This window comes from Nocardioides sp. NPDC059952, assembly GCF_042730435.1.
GTDB lineage: Bacteria > Actinomycetota > Actinomycetes > Propionibacteriales > Nocardioidaceae > Nocardioides.
The window spans coordinates 22,146-36,725 of the sequence record NZ_JBHWLY010000062.1; the positions used below are offsets into that span (position 1 = coordinate 22,146).

15 protein-coding genes and 1 tRNA gene are annotated in these 14,580 nt (G+C 68.9%); 6 read left to right on the forward strand and 10 right to left on the reverse strand.

All coding sequences use genetic code 11. The features are described 5' to 3' along the window. Positions 1 to 83: 83 nt before the first annotated feature. Positions 84 to 518, reverse strand: a complete 435-nt coding sequence (locus ACFV9G_RS22785) for a winged helix-turn-helix transcriptional regulator (RefSeq protein ID WP_378730185.1) — start codon at positions 516 to 518, stop codon at positions 84 to 86. A gap of 102 nt (positions 519 to 620) precedes the next feature. On the opposite strand from ACFV9G_RS22785, the gene ACFV9G_RS22790 reads away from it, so the two are divergent. Further along, a complete protein-coding gene (locus tag ACFV9G_RS22790; RefSeq protein ID WP_378730187.1) occupies positions 621 to 1,316 on the forward strand; it encodes an SDR family oxidoreductase in 696 nt (231 codons plus the stop codon). Then, the gene (locus tag ACFV9G_RS22795) at positions 1,316 to 2,110 is read left to right on the forward strand and encodes a thioesterase family protein (RefSeq protein WP_378730189.1); all 795 of its coding nucleotides are present in this window, start codon (positions 1,316 to 1,318) and stop codon (positions 2,108 to 2,110) included. Before ACFV9G_RS22790 ends, ACFV9G_RS22795 begins: the two co-directional genes overlap by 1 nt. A 31-nt stretch (positions 2,111 to 2,141) precedes the next feature. Here ACFV9G_RS22795 and ACFV9G_RS22800 read toward each other — a convergent pair whose 3' ends face one another. Both ACFV9G_RS22800 and ACFV9G_RS22805 read right to left on the reverse strand, forming a co-directional pair. Further along, complete coding sequence (locus ACFV9G_RS22800; protein WP_378730191.1) at positions 2,142 to 2,696, reverse strand: hemerythrin domain-containing protein; 555 nt, start codon at positions 2,694 to 2,696, stop codon at positions 2,142 to 2,144. A gap of 66 nt (positions 2,697 to 2,762) precedes the next feature. Next, the gene (locus ACFV9G_RS22805) at positions 2,763 to 3,161 is read right to left on the reverse strand and encodes a DUF5709 domain-containing protein (RefSeq protein WP_378730193.1); all 399 of its coding nucleotides are present in this window, start codon (positions 3,159 to 3,161) and stop codon (positions 2,763 to 2,765) included. A gap of 174 nt (positions 3,162 to 3,335) precedes the next feature. Between ACFV9G_RS22805 and ACFV9G_RS22810 the strand changes: the two genes are divergently transcribed. Then, a complete protein-coding gene (locus ACFV9G_RS22810) occupies positions 3,336 to 4,835 on the forward strand; it encodes an MFS transporter (RefSeq protein WP_378730195.1) in 1,500 nt (499 codons plus the stop codon). Between the two features lie 518 nt (positions 4,836 to 5,353). Here the strand turns inward: ACFV9G_RS22810 and ACFV9G_RS22815 are convergent. After that, on the reverse strand, positions 5,354 to 5,596 hold the full coding sequence (locus ACFV9G_RS22815; RefSeq protein ID WP_378730197.1) for a hypothetical protein: 243 nt from the start codon (positions 5,594 to 5,596) through the stop codon (positions 5,354 to 5,356). A gap of 446 nt (positions 5,597 to 6,042) precedes the next feature. On the opposite strand from ACFV9G_RS22815, the gene ACFV9G_RS22820 reads away from it, so the two are divergent. Further along, positions 6,043 to 6,504 (forward strand): peptidoglycan-binding protein, encoded by a 462-nt coding sequence (locus ACFV9G_RS22820; RefSeq protein ID WP_378730199.1) that lies wholly within the window; start codon positions 6,043 to 6,045, stop codon positions 6,502 to 6,504. A gap of 802 nt (positions 6,505 to 7,306) precedes the next feature. On the opposite strand, the gene ACFV9G_RS22825 is transcribed toward ACFV9G_RS22820, so the two are convergent. Then, positions 7,307 to 7,379: transfer RNA gene (locus ACFV9G_RS22825), tRNA-Asn, on the reverse strand. A gap of 66 nt (positions 7,380 to 7,445) precedes the next feature. Beyond that, complete coding sequence (gene dnaG, locus ACFV9G_RS22830; RefSeq protein ID WP_378730201.1) at positions 7,446 to 9,326, reverse strand: DNA primase; 1,881 nt, start codon at positions 9,324 to 9,326, stop codon at positions 7,446 to 7,448. A gap of 48 nt (positions 9,327 to 9,374) precedes the next feature. Here dnaG and ACFV9G_RS22835 point away from each other — a divergent pair, with 48 nt between their 5' ends. Continuing rightward, the gene (locus tag ACFV9G_RS22835; RefSeq protein ID WP_378730203.1) at positions 9,375 to 10,049 is read left to right on the forward strand and encodes a class E sortase; all 675 of its coding nucleotides are present in this window, start codon (positions 9,375 to 9,377) and stop codon (positions 10,047 to 10,049) included. On the opposite strand, the gene ACFV9G_RS22840 is transcribed toward ACFV9G_RS22835, so the two are convergent. From ACFV9G_RS22840 to ACFV9G_RS22855, 4 genes are read right to left on the reverse strand one after another with little or no spacing between them, the layout of a single operon-like run. Next, positions 10,046 to 10,840, reverse strand: a complete 795-nt coding sequence (locus ACFV9G_RS22840; protein WP_378730205.1) for a carbon-nitrogen hydrolase family protein — start codon at positions 10,838 to 10,840, stop codon at positions 10,046 to 10,048. The two genes, ACFV9G_RS22835 and ACFV9G_RS22840, sit on opposite strands and share 4 nt — an antisense overlap. Positions 10,841 to 10,882: 42 nt before the next feature. After that, positions 10,883 to 11,815, reverse strand: coding sequence for a 2-hydroxyacid dehydrogenase (locus ACFV9G_RS22845; protein WP_378730207.1), 933 nt, complete (start codon positions 11,813 to 11,815; stop codon positions 10,883 to 10,885). An 8-nt stretch (positions 11,816 to 11,823) separates the two neighbouring features. After that, entirely contained in the window at positions 11,824 to 13,068 is a 1,245-nt protein-coding gene (locus tag ACFV9G_RS22850) for a deoxyguanosinetriphosphate triphosphohydrolase (RefSeq protein WP_378730209.1), read from the reverse strand. A gap of 27 nt (positions 13,069 to 13,095) precedes the next feature. Next, complete coding sequence (locus ACFV9G_RS22855) at positions 13,096 to 13,557, reverse strand: Rrf2 family transcriptional regulator (RefSeq protein ID WP_378730211.1); 462 nt, start codon at positions 13,555 to 13,557, stop codon at positions 13,096 to 13,098. Between the two features lie 80 nt (positions 13,558 to 13,637). Between ACFV9G_RS22855 and ACFV9G_RS22860 the strand changes: the two genes are divergently transcribed. Continuing rightward, positions 13,638 to 14,480, forward strand: coding sequence for an SDR family oxidoreductase (locus ACFV9G_RS22860; RefSeq protein ID WP_378730213.1), 843 nt, complete (start codon positions 13,638 to 13,640; stop codon positions 14,478 to 14,480). Positions 14,481 to 14,580: the final 100 nt, after the last annotated feature.

Below are 14,580 nucleotides of genomic sequence, written 5' to 3' on the forward strand. Positions count from 1 at the left end.
ATGCGTGTTCAGTCAGAGTAGTAAGACATATGACGAGTGACAAGTGTCACATGATGTTTCGTGCCGACCGGCACTCGCCCCGGTCAGCTCGCGGCGTCTGCGATCTCGACCTCGCCGCGACGTACGACCTCGCCGCAGGCCTTGCAGGCCAGCACGGGATGGAACTCCGCGCCGCAGGAATGGTCGAACCTGATCGGCGGGCCGTCCTCGCCGGCCAGGTAGCGGTCGCCGAACTCGCGCATCGTGGCGATGATCGGCGCGAGCGACCGCCCGAGGTCGGTCAGGTGGTATTCGAACCTCGGCGGGCGCTGCTCGTACTGGACCCGAGTCACCAGTCCGTGCGCCTCGAGCCTGCGCAGGCGATCGGTGAGGATGTCGCGCGGTCCACCCGTGAACCGGACGATCTCCTCGAACCGGCGACTTCCGAGAAACAGCTCACGAACGACGAGCAGGGTCCATTTGGAGCCGACGAGCTCGAGCGTCCGCGCGACCGAGCACTCACGTACCTGCGTCATCATGGGTTCGATCCTAATCGAGTTGGAAAACCAAACCAACCCGAGTACGTTGGAAAAACCAACTCAGACGGAGCGGAGCCCCCGCCCTCGAGACAGGAGAACCACATGCCCACTCTCGCGAACGCGGTCGTCCTGGTGACCGGAGCGAACGGCGGCCTCGGCACCCACTTCGTCAACCAGGCGCTGGAGCGCGGCGCCGCCAAGGTGTACGCCGCCGCCCGCACTCCCCGCGAGTGGAGCGATCCCCGCATCGTGCCCCTGAGGCTCGACGTGACCGACCACGACTCGGTCGCCGAGGCGGCCGCTTCGGCCGGGGACGTCACGATCGTCATCAACAACGCCGGCGGCTCCAACGGGGCCAGCGTGACGGGCGACCTGGGCGCCGCTCGCGACCTCTTCGAGACGAACTTCTGGGGAGCCCTCGACGTCACCAACACCTTCCTGCCCTCGCTGCGCGCCGGCGGCGGAGTCGTGCTCAACGTGCTGTCGGTCCTGAGCTGGTACGGCATCGGGGACGGCTACAGCGCCACCAAGGCTGCGCTGTGGTCGGCGACCAACACCCAGCGCCTCGCGCTGGCGGGCGACGGCATCCACGTCGCTTCGCTGCACCTGGGATACACCGACACACCGATGACGGCGGCTATCACCGACCCGAAGAACGACCCGGCCGATGTCGTCCGCAGTGCCTACGACGGCCTCGAGGCCGACGCGTACGAGATCCTCGCCGACCAGGTGAGCGCCGACGTCAAGGCCGGTCTCGCTCAGCCGATCGAGGCCCTCTACCCCCAGCTGAGCCGCTGATGACGCACGAATTCGAGGCCTTCTACCTACCGACCGGCAACGACGGCGTCTTCGAGTCGACCCCGGCGACGGCCAGCCCCTGGGACCACTCGCTGCAGCACGGCGGCCCTCCCGCTGCCCTGCTGGCCCGGGCGATCGAGTCGGTACGCTCCGACCCGGCCCTGTCCATCGCCCGGTTCACCGCCGACATGCTCGGCGGCATCCCGCAGGGCACCATGCGCGTCGAGGCACACGTGGTTCGGCCGGGTCGTCGCGTCGAGCTCGTCGAGGCCTCGCTGTGGGCCGGTGACCGGCTGGCTGTCAAGGCGGGCGCCTGGCTGATCCGCGCCACGCCGGGGTCGACCCGCGAGCACTGGCGTCCGACGGAGAAGATCCCCGCCATCCCGCCGGCCTCTTCCGAGCGCTTCTTCGAGGGAGTCAGCCCGGACTGGGGCTACGGCCGCGCCCTCGACTGGCGGTTCGTCAGCGGGGGCTACGAGCCAGGCCCGGCGACGGTCTGGGCTCGCCTGCGGGTCCCACTGGTCGCCGGCGAGCAGACCTCTCCGGTGCAGCGTCTTCTCGTCCTGGCCGACTCCACCAACGGCCTGTCCGGCTCCCTGCCGATGAGCTCGTGGTACTTCATCCCGCCGACCGTGACCGTCACCGTCGAGCGCCCGCCGGTGAGCGAGTGGATGCTGCTCGACGCCCACAGCACCATCGGCCCGGACGGGATCGGCTTGGCACAGGGCGACATGGCCGACGAGCACGGCAGGTTCGCCGTCGTCACGCAACCACTGATGGTCGCGCCTCGCTGATCACCGATAAAACCGCCTCTGTCACCGCGGGTCAGCTGTCGGCGTGCTGATCCAGCTCGCGCCGTAGGGCCTGCTTGTCCTTGTCGCCGACGGGGATATCCGCGTTGGCGGCCTGGCGGCGCATCTCATCGCGGGTGATGTCCTGGGGCATCTCGCCGAGGTGCTCCCGCCGGGTCTTCAGGAACGCCTTGCCCAGCTCGGCACGGCGGGCGTCGTCGAGACGGTCGCGAATGCCCGGCAGGACGCTGCTCTCCTCTTCCTCGACATGGTGGCTGACCGCCTCGACGACCTCGCGCAGCTTGTCGGCGTACGCCGTCGAGTAGGGGTCGCATTCGCTGAGCTCGGCGAGGAGGCGGTCTGCAAGCAGGTGCTCCTCCTGACTGTGCGCGACATCCTCGGCCTCACCCGCCTCGTCCCGAGCGACCGGGTAGACCTCGGCCTCCTCGGCGCGGCTGTGGGCGGCCAGGAGAGTCACCAGGATCGGGGTCAGCCCGGCTCGTACGTCGGGTTCTCGCTCGAGCTTCTCGAACAGGCTCTCCACCTCGCGGTGGTCCTGCATGATCAGGTCGGTCACATCGTCGGACATGGCGATTCTCCTCTGCACTGGTAAGGAATCCGGCTCACCGGTACCCCTGAAGGCGCGACCGCAGTCTCAGCCAGGGGGCTCGTCGACGATGTGCACGGCCGCTTCCTCTGCCGAGGCGCCGGCACCGTCGATACCTTCGTCGTACCCGATGAGCTTGCCCTCATCGTCCTCGCGCACGCCTTCGTCGGGGCTGATGAGCCGACCGGAACGGGCCTCCCCCACTTCGCCGGTCACAGGCCCGTCCAGGATGTCGGCGTCAGCCTCCGCCTCGGCCTCCTCCCAGACCTCCGGCTCCTCCTGGGCGCGCCGTTCATCGATGGTCTCTCCCTCGATCTCCTCTCGGGGAGTCACCCCCTTTGCGGTCACACCCCGCGGCCGCTCGGGCGGCGAATAGCCTTCGTCCAGGACGTCGTCGACGCCACGGTCATCGAGCGTGTCCTCCGGCTGAAGCTGGTCTCCACTCATGACTCGACCGGTAACCCGCGACCGGCCCGACGATGCACCGAAGCCGCGCCCGCTTCAGCGCATGTCGGGATCATCCGTACGGGGGGAGGACACGGCCCACCGAGGCAGTCACCGTGGTGCCTGTGGTTGACGCATGACGTCCCGCGGTCGTCCTGACGAAGGTGAGGGGTTCCGATGAGCAGCACCGAGGTGGCAACCCGAGCAGGTGGTGTCCTTCTCGTCACCTGTCTCTCGACCCTGGTGGTCAACGCCAACACGTCAGCGGTGAGCATCCTGCTCCCCGCCATCAGCGCAGACACCGGCATGGACGTCACCACGTTGCAGTGGGCCGTCACGGGATACTCGCTGGTCGGTGCCGCGACCATCGTGACCTCCGGCTCGTTGGGCGACGTGTTCGGCAGGAAGCGCATCTTCCAGCTCGGCCTGCTGCTGTTCATCGCGTCGTGCGTGCTGATCGCCCTCTCGAACTCCGGTGGAGCCGTCATCGCCGGGCGGTGCATCCAGGGCGCATCCGGCGCGACGATCCTGGCCTGTGGCCTCAGCCTGCTCACGGTCGGCACACCCGAAGAAGGCAAGCTGCGGGCGGTCTCGCTCTGGGGCGCGGCGGCAGGCGTGGGTGCTGCGGTAGGGCCGCTGCTCGGTGGTGTCCTGGTCGATCTGACGAGCTGGCAAGGACTGTTCTGGCTCGACGCCGGCGTCGCGGTGGTGTGCATGGCGATGACTGCCCGCCTGGTGACCGAGTCCCGCGACGAGGACCGGCCACGTTCGATCGACGTCGGCGGCAGCCTGCTGGTCGCGGCCACCCTCACCCCGATCATCCTGGCGCTCAGCGAGGGCAGCGACTGGGGGTGGACATCGTTGGCCACGCTCGGGTGCCTGGCCGTGTCCGTGGTGTCGGGACTCGCCTTCGTCGCGGTGGAGAAGCGGGTCGCCGTCCCCATGCTCGACCTGTCCCTGCTTCGCAACAGGATCCTGGTCGCGTCCACGATCGCCATCCTCATCGGCGCCGGCACCATCAACGCGCTGATGTACCTGGTGAGCCTCTACTTCCAGGACCCCAGCACGCTCGGGCTCAGCTCGCTGCAAGCCGGCCTGGCGACACTCCCTGCCACCGCCGGCCTCGTCGCGGTCGCTCCCTTGGTGCCACGGGTCGCGGCGAAGTTCGGCGGTCGCCCCGTGGTCGGAGCCGGGTTTGCGCTCACGGCGATCGGCTTCGCGTGGATCGGCTTCGTCGAGGGCTCGTGGGGGTACGCCGCATTCGTGCTGCCGCTCGTCGCCGCGGCGATCGGGATGGGCCTGTCCAACGGGCCCGCGACGTCGGCCTCGACGGCATGCGTCTCGGCAGCCCAGGTCGGGGCGGCCTCGGGTGTCTCCAACATGGCACGCTACGTCGGCGCGGCCGTGGCCACGGCCCTCGCCGCGACGATCTACGGCAACGTCATCGCCACCCAGACCGCTGAGGGCGCGTCCGCCGTCGATGCCCTGTCCTCCGGCCTCTCCGCCGCGGCCTGGGTGATGGCGGTGTTCAGCCTCGCCGGCGTCGCGATGGCCGTGGTCATGGGGCGTCACCGGGTCGCTCAGGGCACCATGGCCGACTCGGGCGCCGCGGCCGCTGCCCACACGCACACCCTGCCCACCTCGGCGACACCCACGTCAGCCGAGCGGACACCGTGACTCCAGGACGGCACCTGAAAAAGAACTCCGCCTGACCTGTATCTGCAGGTCAGGCGGAGTTTCTCGCTCCCCCGGTTGGACTCGAACCAACAACCCTCCGTTTCAGAAGGACGGCGACAGCGTTTGACGCACCTCGACGAACCGCCGCGCCCACCTGCCCCAACGTCGAGAGGCGGTGTTCGCTGTCAACCAGTGTCATTCGCTCAAAAGCGGGAGATAGACAGGAGACCCACCCATTCCGGTCGAATCGCTCAGCAACGCCGGGCCTTCCGACCGGTGCCACCCTCGGCGAGCAACACGATGGCGCCCTGATCGCCGGGGCAGCGGGGCAGCGGGGCATGAAGATGGCGTTTCAGGCCGTATGGACACTTCGACAGAAGCTCGAAGTGTTCAGCGCCCTGCCGGCGCACGTCACGACCTGGCCGAAGCCCGGGCGGAGCGCAGTCGGACACCGCACCGAGAGCCGCCTGTACTGAAGGCTGCTTCGTCCCGAGCGTGAACCCCGCCGCACAAAACCCTCAGACCTGCACTGAGCTCTCTTCCCCGTCGACGTCGCCGACTCCGCTGGTGTCAAAACCTCTGATCTCAGCAAATGCGCGCAGCGAGGCTGTGAACTCTTCCCGCGATCCGAGAAACGCCATGACATCCTCGGCCAGAACATCGCGACGGTCCTCGTCCGTCTCGTTCAGCCACAATTGCAAGACACGTTCCAGGTCTTGAATTCTGCGAGCCCTCGACCAGAAAAGCTCGCCCGACTCCACATCCTGAATCAGGCACCAACCTCAGACAAGGCGACTGCTGAGGAGATGCAGTTGCTCGCACAGAAGCGGGAACTCGCCCTCCTAGAGATTGCCAAGGATCCCGACGCGTTCAACCGATTCGAGACGTTCCGAACCTCGGATTAATCCCATCGGCGGACGGCGGCCCTCCGCCCGCGCGGACCGAGCGTCCGCGCCAGAAGGATCAAAAGTGGATCGCTCGGCACGGTCTGACCAGCCTAGACATGACGGGGCGACCGCCTCTGGGGAGAAATAGGGGACGCCCCGCGGTGAGCTCGATGCTGCGTGCTGCACGAGGTGCGGGAAAGGTACGGGTTCGGGTGGGACGTCGATGGTTCTAGCGTCTGGCGTTGGCGTTGCCCTGACCAGCCTAGGAATTGCGTGACGTCGAGCCTCGCCCCTGTCAGTCGCTTACGAACTGGAGAACCGTGAACAGAAACCGTTTCAAGGTCGGCGCCATCAGTGCTCTGATCGTCTTGGCCTCGTCGCTGCTGGTTGGTTTGACGACCGCGCCCCCGGCCTCTGCTGCCACCTACGAGTGCAGCCGGGCCAGGACTATGTCCCAGCCAAATACCCCCGCCGGGCGGTATGTCTACATGCCTTACTACCCCACCGCCGGCGGCGGCTACCTCTACGACTGCTGGATGGCCAAGGGGTCCCGAAGCGTCGGAGTTCAGGCGCTTCAGCAGGCGATCAATCTTTGCTACAACGCCGTCCCTAATCTTGCGACCGATGGCATCTACGGGGAAGCCACCAAGGCGGCGGTGGAGGTTGTTCAGGCCACGCACCGGATCAAGGCAGATGGTGAGTACGGCCCCAATACCCGTGACGCCATGATCTTTCCGGAGTACCGCACCGTCGACAACGGGTTCTCGGGCACCTGCCGCTAGGGCTGGTCGGAGCTCGTCGGTGTTGGGTGGCCTGGCCCGACCGTCGACGGCGATCTGACCGGGCCACCCAGTGCGGTCTATTGGCTCCTCGCTGGTGGTGGAGGAGTGTGCGGCGTCGGAGTGTGGTGGCCGGATCCGCTGGTCGCGCTACTCCTGGATCACCGCCAGGATGAGCCTCGCGATGTTGACAGCCAGGTTGGCGAAGGCGACGAGGCGGTCCATTGGGCCCGGGACGTGCCGGTTGCGTCTGACGTACCCGGGACTTACGGTTGGCGTGCATGTCCTGCTCCTGCTTGCGCCCGTATCTCGAAGTCACAGGCACCATCAAGCAAGAAAAGGGCCTCGGGGTCTACCGACAGGAGTACCCGAAGTCCGAGTCGTCGGAGCGTCCGGTCGAGATCCCCGGGTCGCTCGTAGCCATGCTCCTGGAGCGGCAGGTCAACCAGACCGGACCAAACCCGATCGACGCGGTCTTCCCGTCTCGCGTTGGCTCCTGGATCCCGTACTCCAACATGCGGCGCCGATGGGTGTCCGCGGTGGCAGGGACCAAGTACGCCTGGGTCACCTTCAAGACCTCCGCACGGCTCAGGAGCAGCTCGGACACGCGAGTCAGACCACGACGGAGACGTTCGACGTCGGGCTCAACACGGAGGCGCCGAAGGTCGCCGAGACCCTCGAAAGGTTCTTCAAGGAGTCCACGCCGAGCCCCAAAACCGGGTGATTTCCGGGAGAAACGGCGTTGGATCGAAATGACGAGAGCCGCTGACCTTGGCGTTTTGCCTGGTCAGCGGCCCTTTTCTTGCTCCCCCGGTTGGACTCGAACCAACAACCCTCCGGTTAACAGCCGAATGCTCTGCCAATTGAGCTACAGGGGAATTGCACCTTGCGGCGCGGGTGAAACCTTAGCAACCCGGCGGCGGCGATCGGAAATCGGCAGGCCGTCACTCGGCGACGAGGTTGCGGAGGCCGCGGCGGTGCTGTTCGAGGGCGGCGAGCTGGGCGAAAAGACGGTTGTAGGCCTCGGGGTCGGCGGCAGCGTCGGAGCGCTGCAGACGGCTCTTCACCTCGGCGATGCGGCGCTGGTCGAGGAGCTCGAGGAGGCGTACGACGTACTGCAGGACGTACGCAGAATCCGGCTCCTTCGCGGACGGGATCGGCTCCACGGCGAGCTCGGCGAGGATGCGGCTGACGAGCGGGTCCGAGGCGGCGGCACCGAGCTTCTGGGCCCAGCCGGCGTTGCCGGTGCCTGCGCCAGGACCACCGAGGCCGGCGATGATCTCCCACAGGGCTCGGTAGAGGGGGTGGGTGAAGGCCTCGGGGGTGATCTCGCCGGTGGTGCGCCCCAGCGCGACAGGGTGCTGCACGAAGAGCTTCAGGGTCTCACGCTCGACCGTGAAGCGCGGCTCGCGCGGGTGCGGCATGGGCGGGCGCTGCGGCGCGGCTGGCGCCTCCGCAGGGGCAGCCTCCCGCCGCGTCGGAGCGGCCGACGGTGCGGGGCGGCCGGCGGCGCGGCGTACCTCGCGGGCGGCTTCGTCGGGATCGACACCGAGGAAACGAGCCAGGTCGCGGGTGAAGCCCATCTTCTTGGACTCGTCCCGGACGGAGGCGACCAAGGGCGCCGCCTCGCGCAGCGCGTCGATACGGCCGTCGGCACGGTCCAGGTCGTACTTCGAGGCGACGTTGCGCAGCACGAACTCGTAGAGCGGGACGCGGTTGGCGAGAAGATCGCGGACCGCCTCGTCGCCCTTCTTGATCCGGAGGTCGTTGGGGTCGAGGCCGTCGGGCTCGACGGCGACGTAGGTCTGGGAGGTGAAGTTGCCGTCGCCCTTGAACGCCTTCAGCGCCGCGGCCTGGCCGGCGGCATCGCCGTCGAAGGTGAACACGACCGCGCCGCGCAGCTGCTGGTCATCGGAGATGAACCGGCGCAGCACCTTCGCGTGGTCGTCGCCGAACGCGGTGCCGCAGGTCGCCACGGCGGTGGTGATCCCAGCGAGGTGGCAGGCCATCACATCGGTGTAGCCCTCCACGATCACCGCCTCGCGGGTGCGGGCCATCTCCTTGCGGGCCAGGTCGATCCCGTAGAGGACGTGCGACTTCTTGTAGATCGGCGTCTCGGAGGTGTTGAGGTACTTCGCCTCGATGCGGTCGTCGTCGAAGAGCCGGCGCGCACCGAAGCCGATGACGTCCCCACCCGACTCCCGGATCGGCCACATCAGCCGGCCGCGGAACCGGTCGTAGTGCGAGCGCCCATGCGCTACCAGCCCCGCGGTCACGACCTCCTCGTCCGAGAAGCCGCGCGCCCGAAGGTGGCGATAGAGGTCCTCTCCCCCGCGCGGCGAGAACCCGACCCCGAAGTGCAGCGCCGCGTCGCGGTCGAAGCCCTTGTCGGCGAGGAACTGCCGCGCGACCACGGCGTCGGGGGTCAGCAACTGCTCGGCGTAGAACTCGGCGGCGACCTTGTGGGCCTCGACCAGCTTGCCGCGCCCGGGACCACGACGGACAGGTGCGTCGTCGCCCTCCTCGCGCTGGACCTGCACACCCACCTTGTCGCCGAGCCGCTCGACCGCCTCGAAGAAGCTCAGTCCCTCGAGCTTCATCACGAAGTCGATGACGTCGCCGCCCTCTTGGCAACCGAAGCACTTGAAGAAGCCCCGCGACGGGTTCACGTTGAAGGAGGGCGACTTCTCGTCGTGGAACGGGCACAGGCCTTTGTAGGTCCCCGGGCCCGCGCGGCGCAGCGTGACGTACTGGGAGACGATGTCGTCCAGGCGCGCCTTCTCACGCACCTCTTGGATGCTCGTCTCCTTGATGCGGCCCGCCACACCGCCAGATCCTACGGTGCGGCGGATCGGGCTGAGATGCTTGACCCGATGTCTACCTATACAAAGCCGCGGCGCACTGCCCGCCGGGCTTCCTTCTGGCTCGGCCTCGCCATGGTCGTTGCCGGGGTAGGGATTCTCGGGTACCTGGCCTGGACGGTCTACGGCACCACATTTCTGAGCAAACAGCACCAGCAGGACGCGGCCTCGAAGCTCGAGGCCGCCTGGGGCTCGGGGCACACCGAGGTGAGCACCGAGTTCGGGTCCGCAGAGGCCATCATCGAGATCCCCCGCCTCGGCGCGGACTATCGGATCCCGATCTTCGCCGGCACCTCCGACAAGGTCCTGGGCGCCGGCCTCGGCCACTTCTCCGGCACCGCGGGTCCCGGCGAGGTCGGCAACTTCGCGCTCGCCGGCCACCGGATCACCCACGGCGAACCGCTGCGCGACCTCCCCGAGCTCCGCGAAGGCGATGAGATCCGCGTCCTGACCAGGGAGAAGACGTACGTCTATGCCCTCACCAGCAACGGCGGGGACCTGATCGTGCCGTTCACCTCGGTGTGGGTCACCGACCCGCTTCCCGACAACCCCGAGCGTGGTGGCGTGGAGCCCGAGCAGGTCGAGGGTCAGGCCCTGATCACCCTCACCACCTGCTCGGAGCTCTTCCACACCGACAACCGGATGATCGCCTTCGGAAAGCTGGTCTCCGAGGAGCCGACCCCCTAGAGCAGGAGCGTACGCCGCGGCCCGAGGTCCGCGCGGCGGTCGGCCCACATCCGCTGGTCGTCCCGCACCCGCGCGACCTCGGCCGGGTCGATGGTGGCGACGACTATGCCCGGGGTGGCGTCGTCGAGCCGCTCGATCGGCCGGCCGAGCGGGTCGTAGACCGCGGAGCCGCCGATGAAGTCGAGCGGTCCGCCGACGAGACCGGCGAAGGCGACGTACATCGAGTTGTCCAGCGCCCGGGCGGCATAGTGCAGGTCACGCCGGTGGCCGCCGCCCGGGAAGTAGGCACCGGTGTTGAGATAGAGGATCGCGCCGTCGGCGGCCGCCGCGGCGGCGTGCTCGGGGAAGTTGGCGTCGTAGCAGACCGACAGCGCCACCCGGACGCCGTCGATCTCGAGCGTCATGCCGTGCTCACCCGGCTCGAAGCGACCGACCTCCGGCGGGAACAGGTGCTGTTTGTCGTACGCCGCGACCGGCTCCTCCCCCGGCGCGATGACCAGGCTGGTGATCCCCCGCCGTCCGGCGTAGGCGAGGGGCGAGTTGAGCACGAGCACCGCGCCGGTCTCGTCCACCGCGGCCCGCACCGGGGCCAGCCAAGCGGTGTCGTCGAGCGAGGGCAGCGGACCGCCGTCGAAGGCGTCGAGGTCCCACGAGGTCGTGAAGGTCTCGGGCAACGCGACCAGGCGCGCGCCCTTCGCGGCCGCCTCGCGGACCCGGTCCGCGGCCGTCGCCACGTTGGCGGTCACGTCGCCGGGCACCGCCGTCTCCTGGACTACTGCTATCTGAAGCACACCTGTGGCCCTCCGTTGTCGGGGTAGTCCGAAATGGCCACCTCAGTAGTCGCGGGACATCACGTTCGCGAGCGGCTCGCCGGCGGCGAACCGCTCGAGCTGCTCGCGTACGACCCGGTAGGCGCGGGGCCACATCGCGCTCGACGCCCCGCCGACATGCGGGGTGATGAGCAGGTTGGGCGAGCTCCACAGCGGGCTCTCGGCCGGGAGCGGCTCGGTCTCGGCGACGTCGATCGCCGCATGGATCCGCTTCGTGGCGAGCTCGGCGACCAGGTCGTCGGTGACGACGACGCCACCGCGGGCGACGTTGACCAGCAGCGCGCCGTCCTTCATCCGTCCCAAGAGCTTCCGGTCGACCAGGCCGCGGGTCTCGTCGGTGAGCGGCGTGGCCAGCACGATCACGTCGGCGTCGGGCACGAGCGTGTCGAGCTCGTCGAAGCCGTGCACACCCTCCCGCGCGGTCCGCGCGACCCCGACCACCTCGGTCTCGAAGGGAAGCAGCCGCGCCTCGATGGCCCGGCCGATCGCTCCGTACCCGACGATCAGGACCCTCTTGTCGGCCAGCGACGGGAACCAGCCGGGCCGCCAGGCGTGCTCGTCCTGATGGCGTACGTGTCCGGGGATGCCCCGCAGCGACGACAGGACCAGCGTGACGGCGAGCTCGGCGGTCGAGGTGTCGTGGATGCCGCGGCCGTTGCAGAGGGTCACCCCTTCAGGGATGTGGCCGCGGGCGGCGTCGACCCCAGCGGTGAGCAGCTGCACCACCTGGAGCGAGGTCATCTGGCTGACGACGTCGAAGATGCGCGAGCCGAGCATGTAGGGCGGCAGGTAGAAGGCCACCTCACCCACCGAGTCCGGCACCTTCACCGCGCCGCCGGTGAAGCGAGTGTGGTCGAAGAGCTCGAAGCGGAGACCTGCGGGCACCTCGCCCAGCTCGGACGGGTCGAAGGGCAGCCAGACGAGGGGATCGCTCACGGGCCAGATCATAGGCGCCGGCAGAGCCGTTCGTGCCAGGCCAGCGCGGTGAGGTCGGTCAGCGAGGCGACCTGGTCGATCACGACACGGAGCCGGGCGGAGTCGTCGGCCGCCGCGTGCCAGTCGTCGGCGAACTGCCGGTCGAGATCGTCCGGCCCGGTGGAGACGAGGTGCTCGAGAAGCTCGCCGAGCAGGCTGCGCTGGCGATCCATCTTCACCGCCCGCTCGTCGGTTCGCATCACGTAGTGCGCCGCGATCCCCTTCAGCAGCGCGATCTCCAGGCGGGTCTGCTCCGGCACCACCAGCTCGGCGCCGTAGCGGACGTAGGGGCCGCCGCCGGCGGCGTACGTCGCCTCCCGCACCGCCCCGCAGAACCTGCCGATGACGTCGGAGGTCAGGTTCTTGAGCATGGCCCGGGACCGACGAGAGGCGTCGTACGCAGCGCCCTCGGGGACCCAGCAGCCGGCGGCGCTCAGGTCAGCGATGGTCGAGACCGCGAGAGCGCGGTCGAAGCCCGGGACGTACCAGTCGGACACGGTCGCGGCGACGCCGTCGAGGTCGAGGCGGGCGAGGTCGATCTTTCCGGCGACGATGCCGTCCTCGACGTCGTGGACGGAGTAGGCGACGTCGTCGGAGAGGTCCATGATCTGCGCCTCGACGCACTGCCGCTGCCCGGCGTCCGCGGCGCGCAGCCAGGTGAAGACGGGCAGGTCGTCCTCGTAGACCCCGAACTTCGCGCCCTTCCGCTCGCCGAAGCCCCACGGATACTTCGTGCAGGCATCCAGCGTCGCCCGGGTCAGGTTGAGCCCGACCGAGCGCCCGTCGGCGTCGAAGGTCTTCGCCTCGAGCCGGGTCAGGATCCGCAGCGTCTGGGCGTTGCCCTCAAACCCACCGATGCCCTTCGCCTGCTCGGCGAGCACGTTCTCACCGTTGTGCCCGAACGGCGGGTGCCCGAGGTCGTGCGCGAGGGCCGCGGTCTCGGCGATGTCGGGCTGTGGGGAGTCCGGCCCGTTCAGGGCACGGGACAGGTCCCGCGCGACCTGGGCGACCTCGAGCGAGTGGGTCAGCCGGTTGCGTACGAAGTCGTCGGCCTGCGGCCCCACGACCTGGGTCTTGGCCGCCAGCCGTCGAGTCGAGGCGGCATGCACCACGCGGGCCCGGTCGCGCTCGAACTGCGTACGCTCCGGCGCGGCCACGCGCTTGGGCGGCTCGGCGACGATCCGCTCGCGGTCGGCGGCCCCATATAGCTCCACAGTCCGAGAGGCTATCGCTGCCCGAACTCAGGGCAGAAGCCCGGCGTAGTCCGCCGGGTCGAAACCGGAATCGTCGAGCACGTCGCTGAGCGAGATGCCTTCGAGCTCGGCCAGGACGGCCTTGGCGACGCGCCGGTCGAGGTCGGTCAGCACCCCCTGGATGCTGGCCCCGACAGGGCAGGCGGGATTGGGCCCGTGGATGCCGAGGACCGGGTCATCCCCCTGCAGCACCTGCCACACCTGGGCGAGGTTGACCGTCCCGGGCTCCGCGTCCAGCTCCCATCCCCCGTGAGCACCGGGACGCGATCGGACCAGACCCGCCGTGCGGAGCGGCCCGAGGACCTTGCGTACATGGACGGGGTTGACGTCGGTGCTTCCCGCCAGCTCGTCGGAGCTGACCGGGGTCGTGCGGCCCACAGCAGCGCTCGCGGCGAGGTAGGTCAGGACATGCACGGCCACCGCGAAACGGGTGTTCGTCGGTGTGGCCATGCCCCTATCTTGCCTTATTGCCATCGCTATGACTACATTTATGGAACCGTCATCGCTGTGACTACAGATAGGAACTCTCCATGAGCATCGCCATCACCGGCGCCTCCGGCCAGCTCGGTCGCCTCGTCGCCGACCAGCTCCTCACCACCGTCGACCCCGCCGAGGTCGTGCTCCTCACCCGCGACCCGGCCAAGCTCTCCGACTACGCCGAGCGTGGCGCCGACGTCCGAGCCGCCGACTTCGGCAAGCCCGAGGAGCTCGTCGACGCCTTCTCCGGCGTCGAGCGCGTGCTGCTCATCTCGACCGACGTCGTCGGAGCCCGGGTCGAGGGCCATCGCGCCGCCATCGACGCCGCGGTCAAGGCGGGCGTACGCCACATCGCCTACACCTCGGTGCCCGAGCCGACCGCCGACAACCCCGCCGGCGTCGTCCCCGACCATTCCGCGACCGAGGACGCGCTGCGCGAGAGCGGCCTGGCCTGGACCATGCTGCGCAACAACCTCTACGCCGACATGCAGGTCGACGCCGTGGCCCAGGCCGCCGCGACCGGGCAGCTCGTCACCAACATCGGCGACGGCGGCGCGGCCTACGTCACCCGCGCCGACTGCGCGGCCGTCGCCGCCGGGGTCCTGACGAGCGAGGGACATGAGGGCAAGGCGTACGACGTGACCGGCTCGCACGCCTACACCGCGGCCGATCTGGCCGAGCTCGCCACGCAGAGGTCCGGCAAGCCGGTCGAGGTCGTCCAGGTCGACGACGAGGCCTACACCGCCGGCCTGGTCTCCGCCGGGCTCCCGGACTTCATCGCCCCGCTGCTGACCTCGTTCGGCACCGCGACCCGCCTCGGCAAGCTCGCCACCGTCACCGACGTCGTCGAGCAGGTCGGTGGCCGCAAGCCCACCCCGCTGAGCGCCCTGGTCTGAACGCTCAGCCCCGCCGAGTCGGCGCGTTCTGACGAAGAATCACGCCGAGTCGGCTCGTTAGAACGAGCCGACTCGGCGGTGATTTCGGTCAGGACGCGCC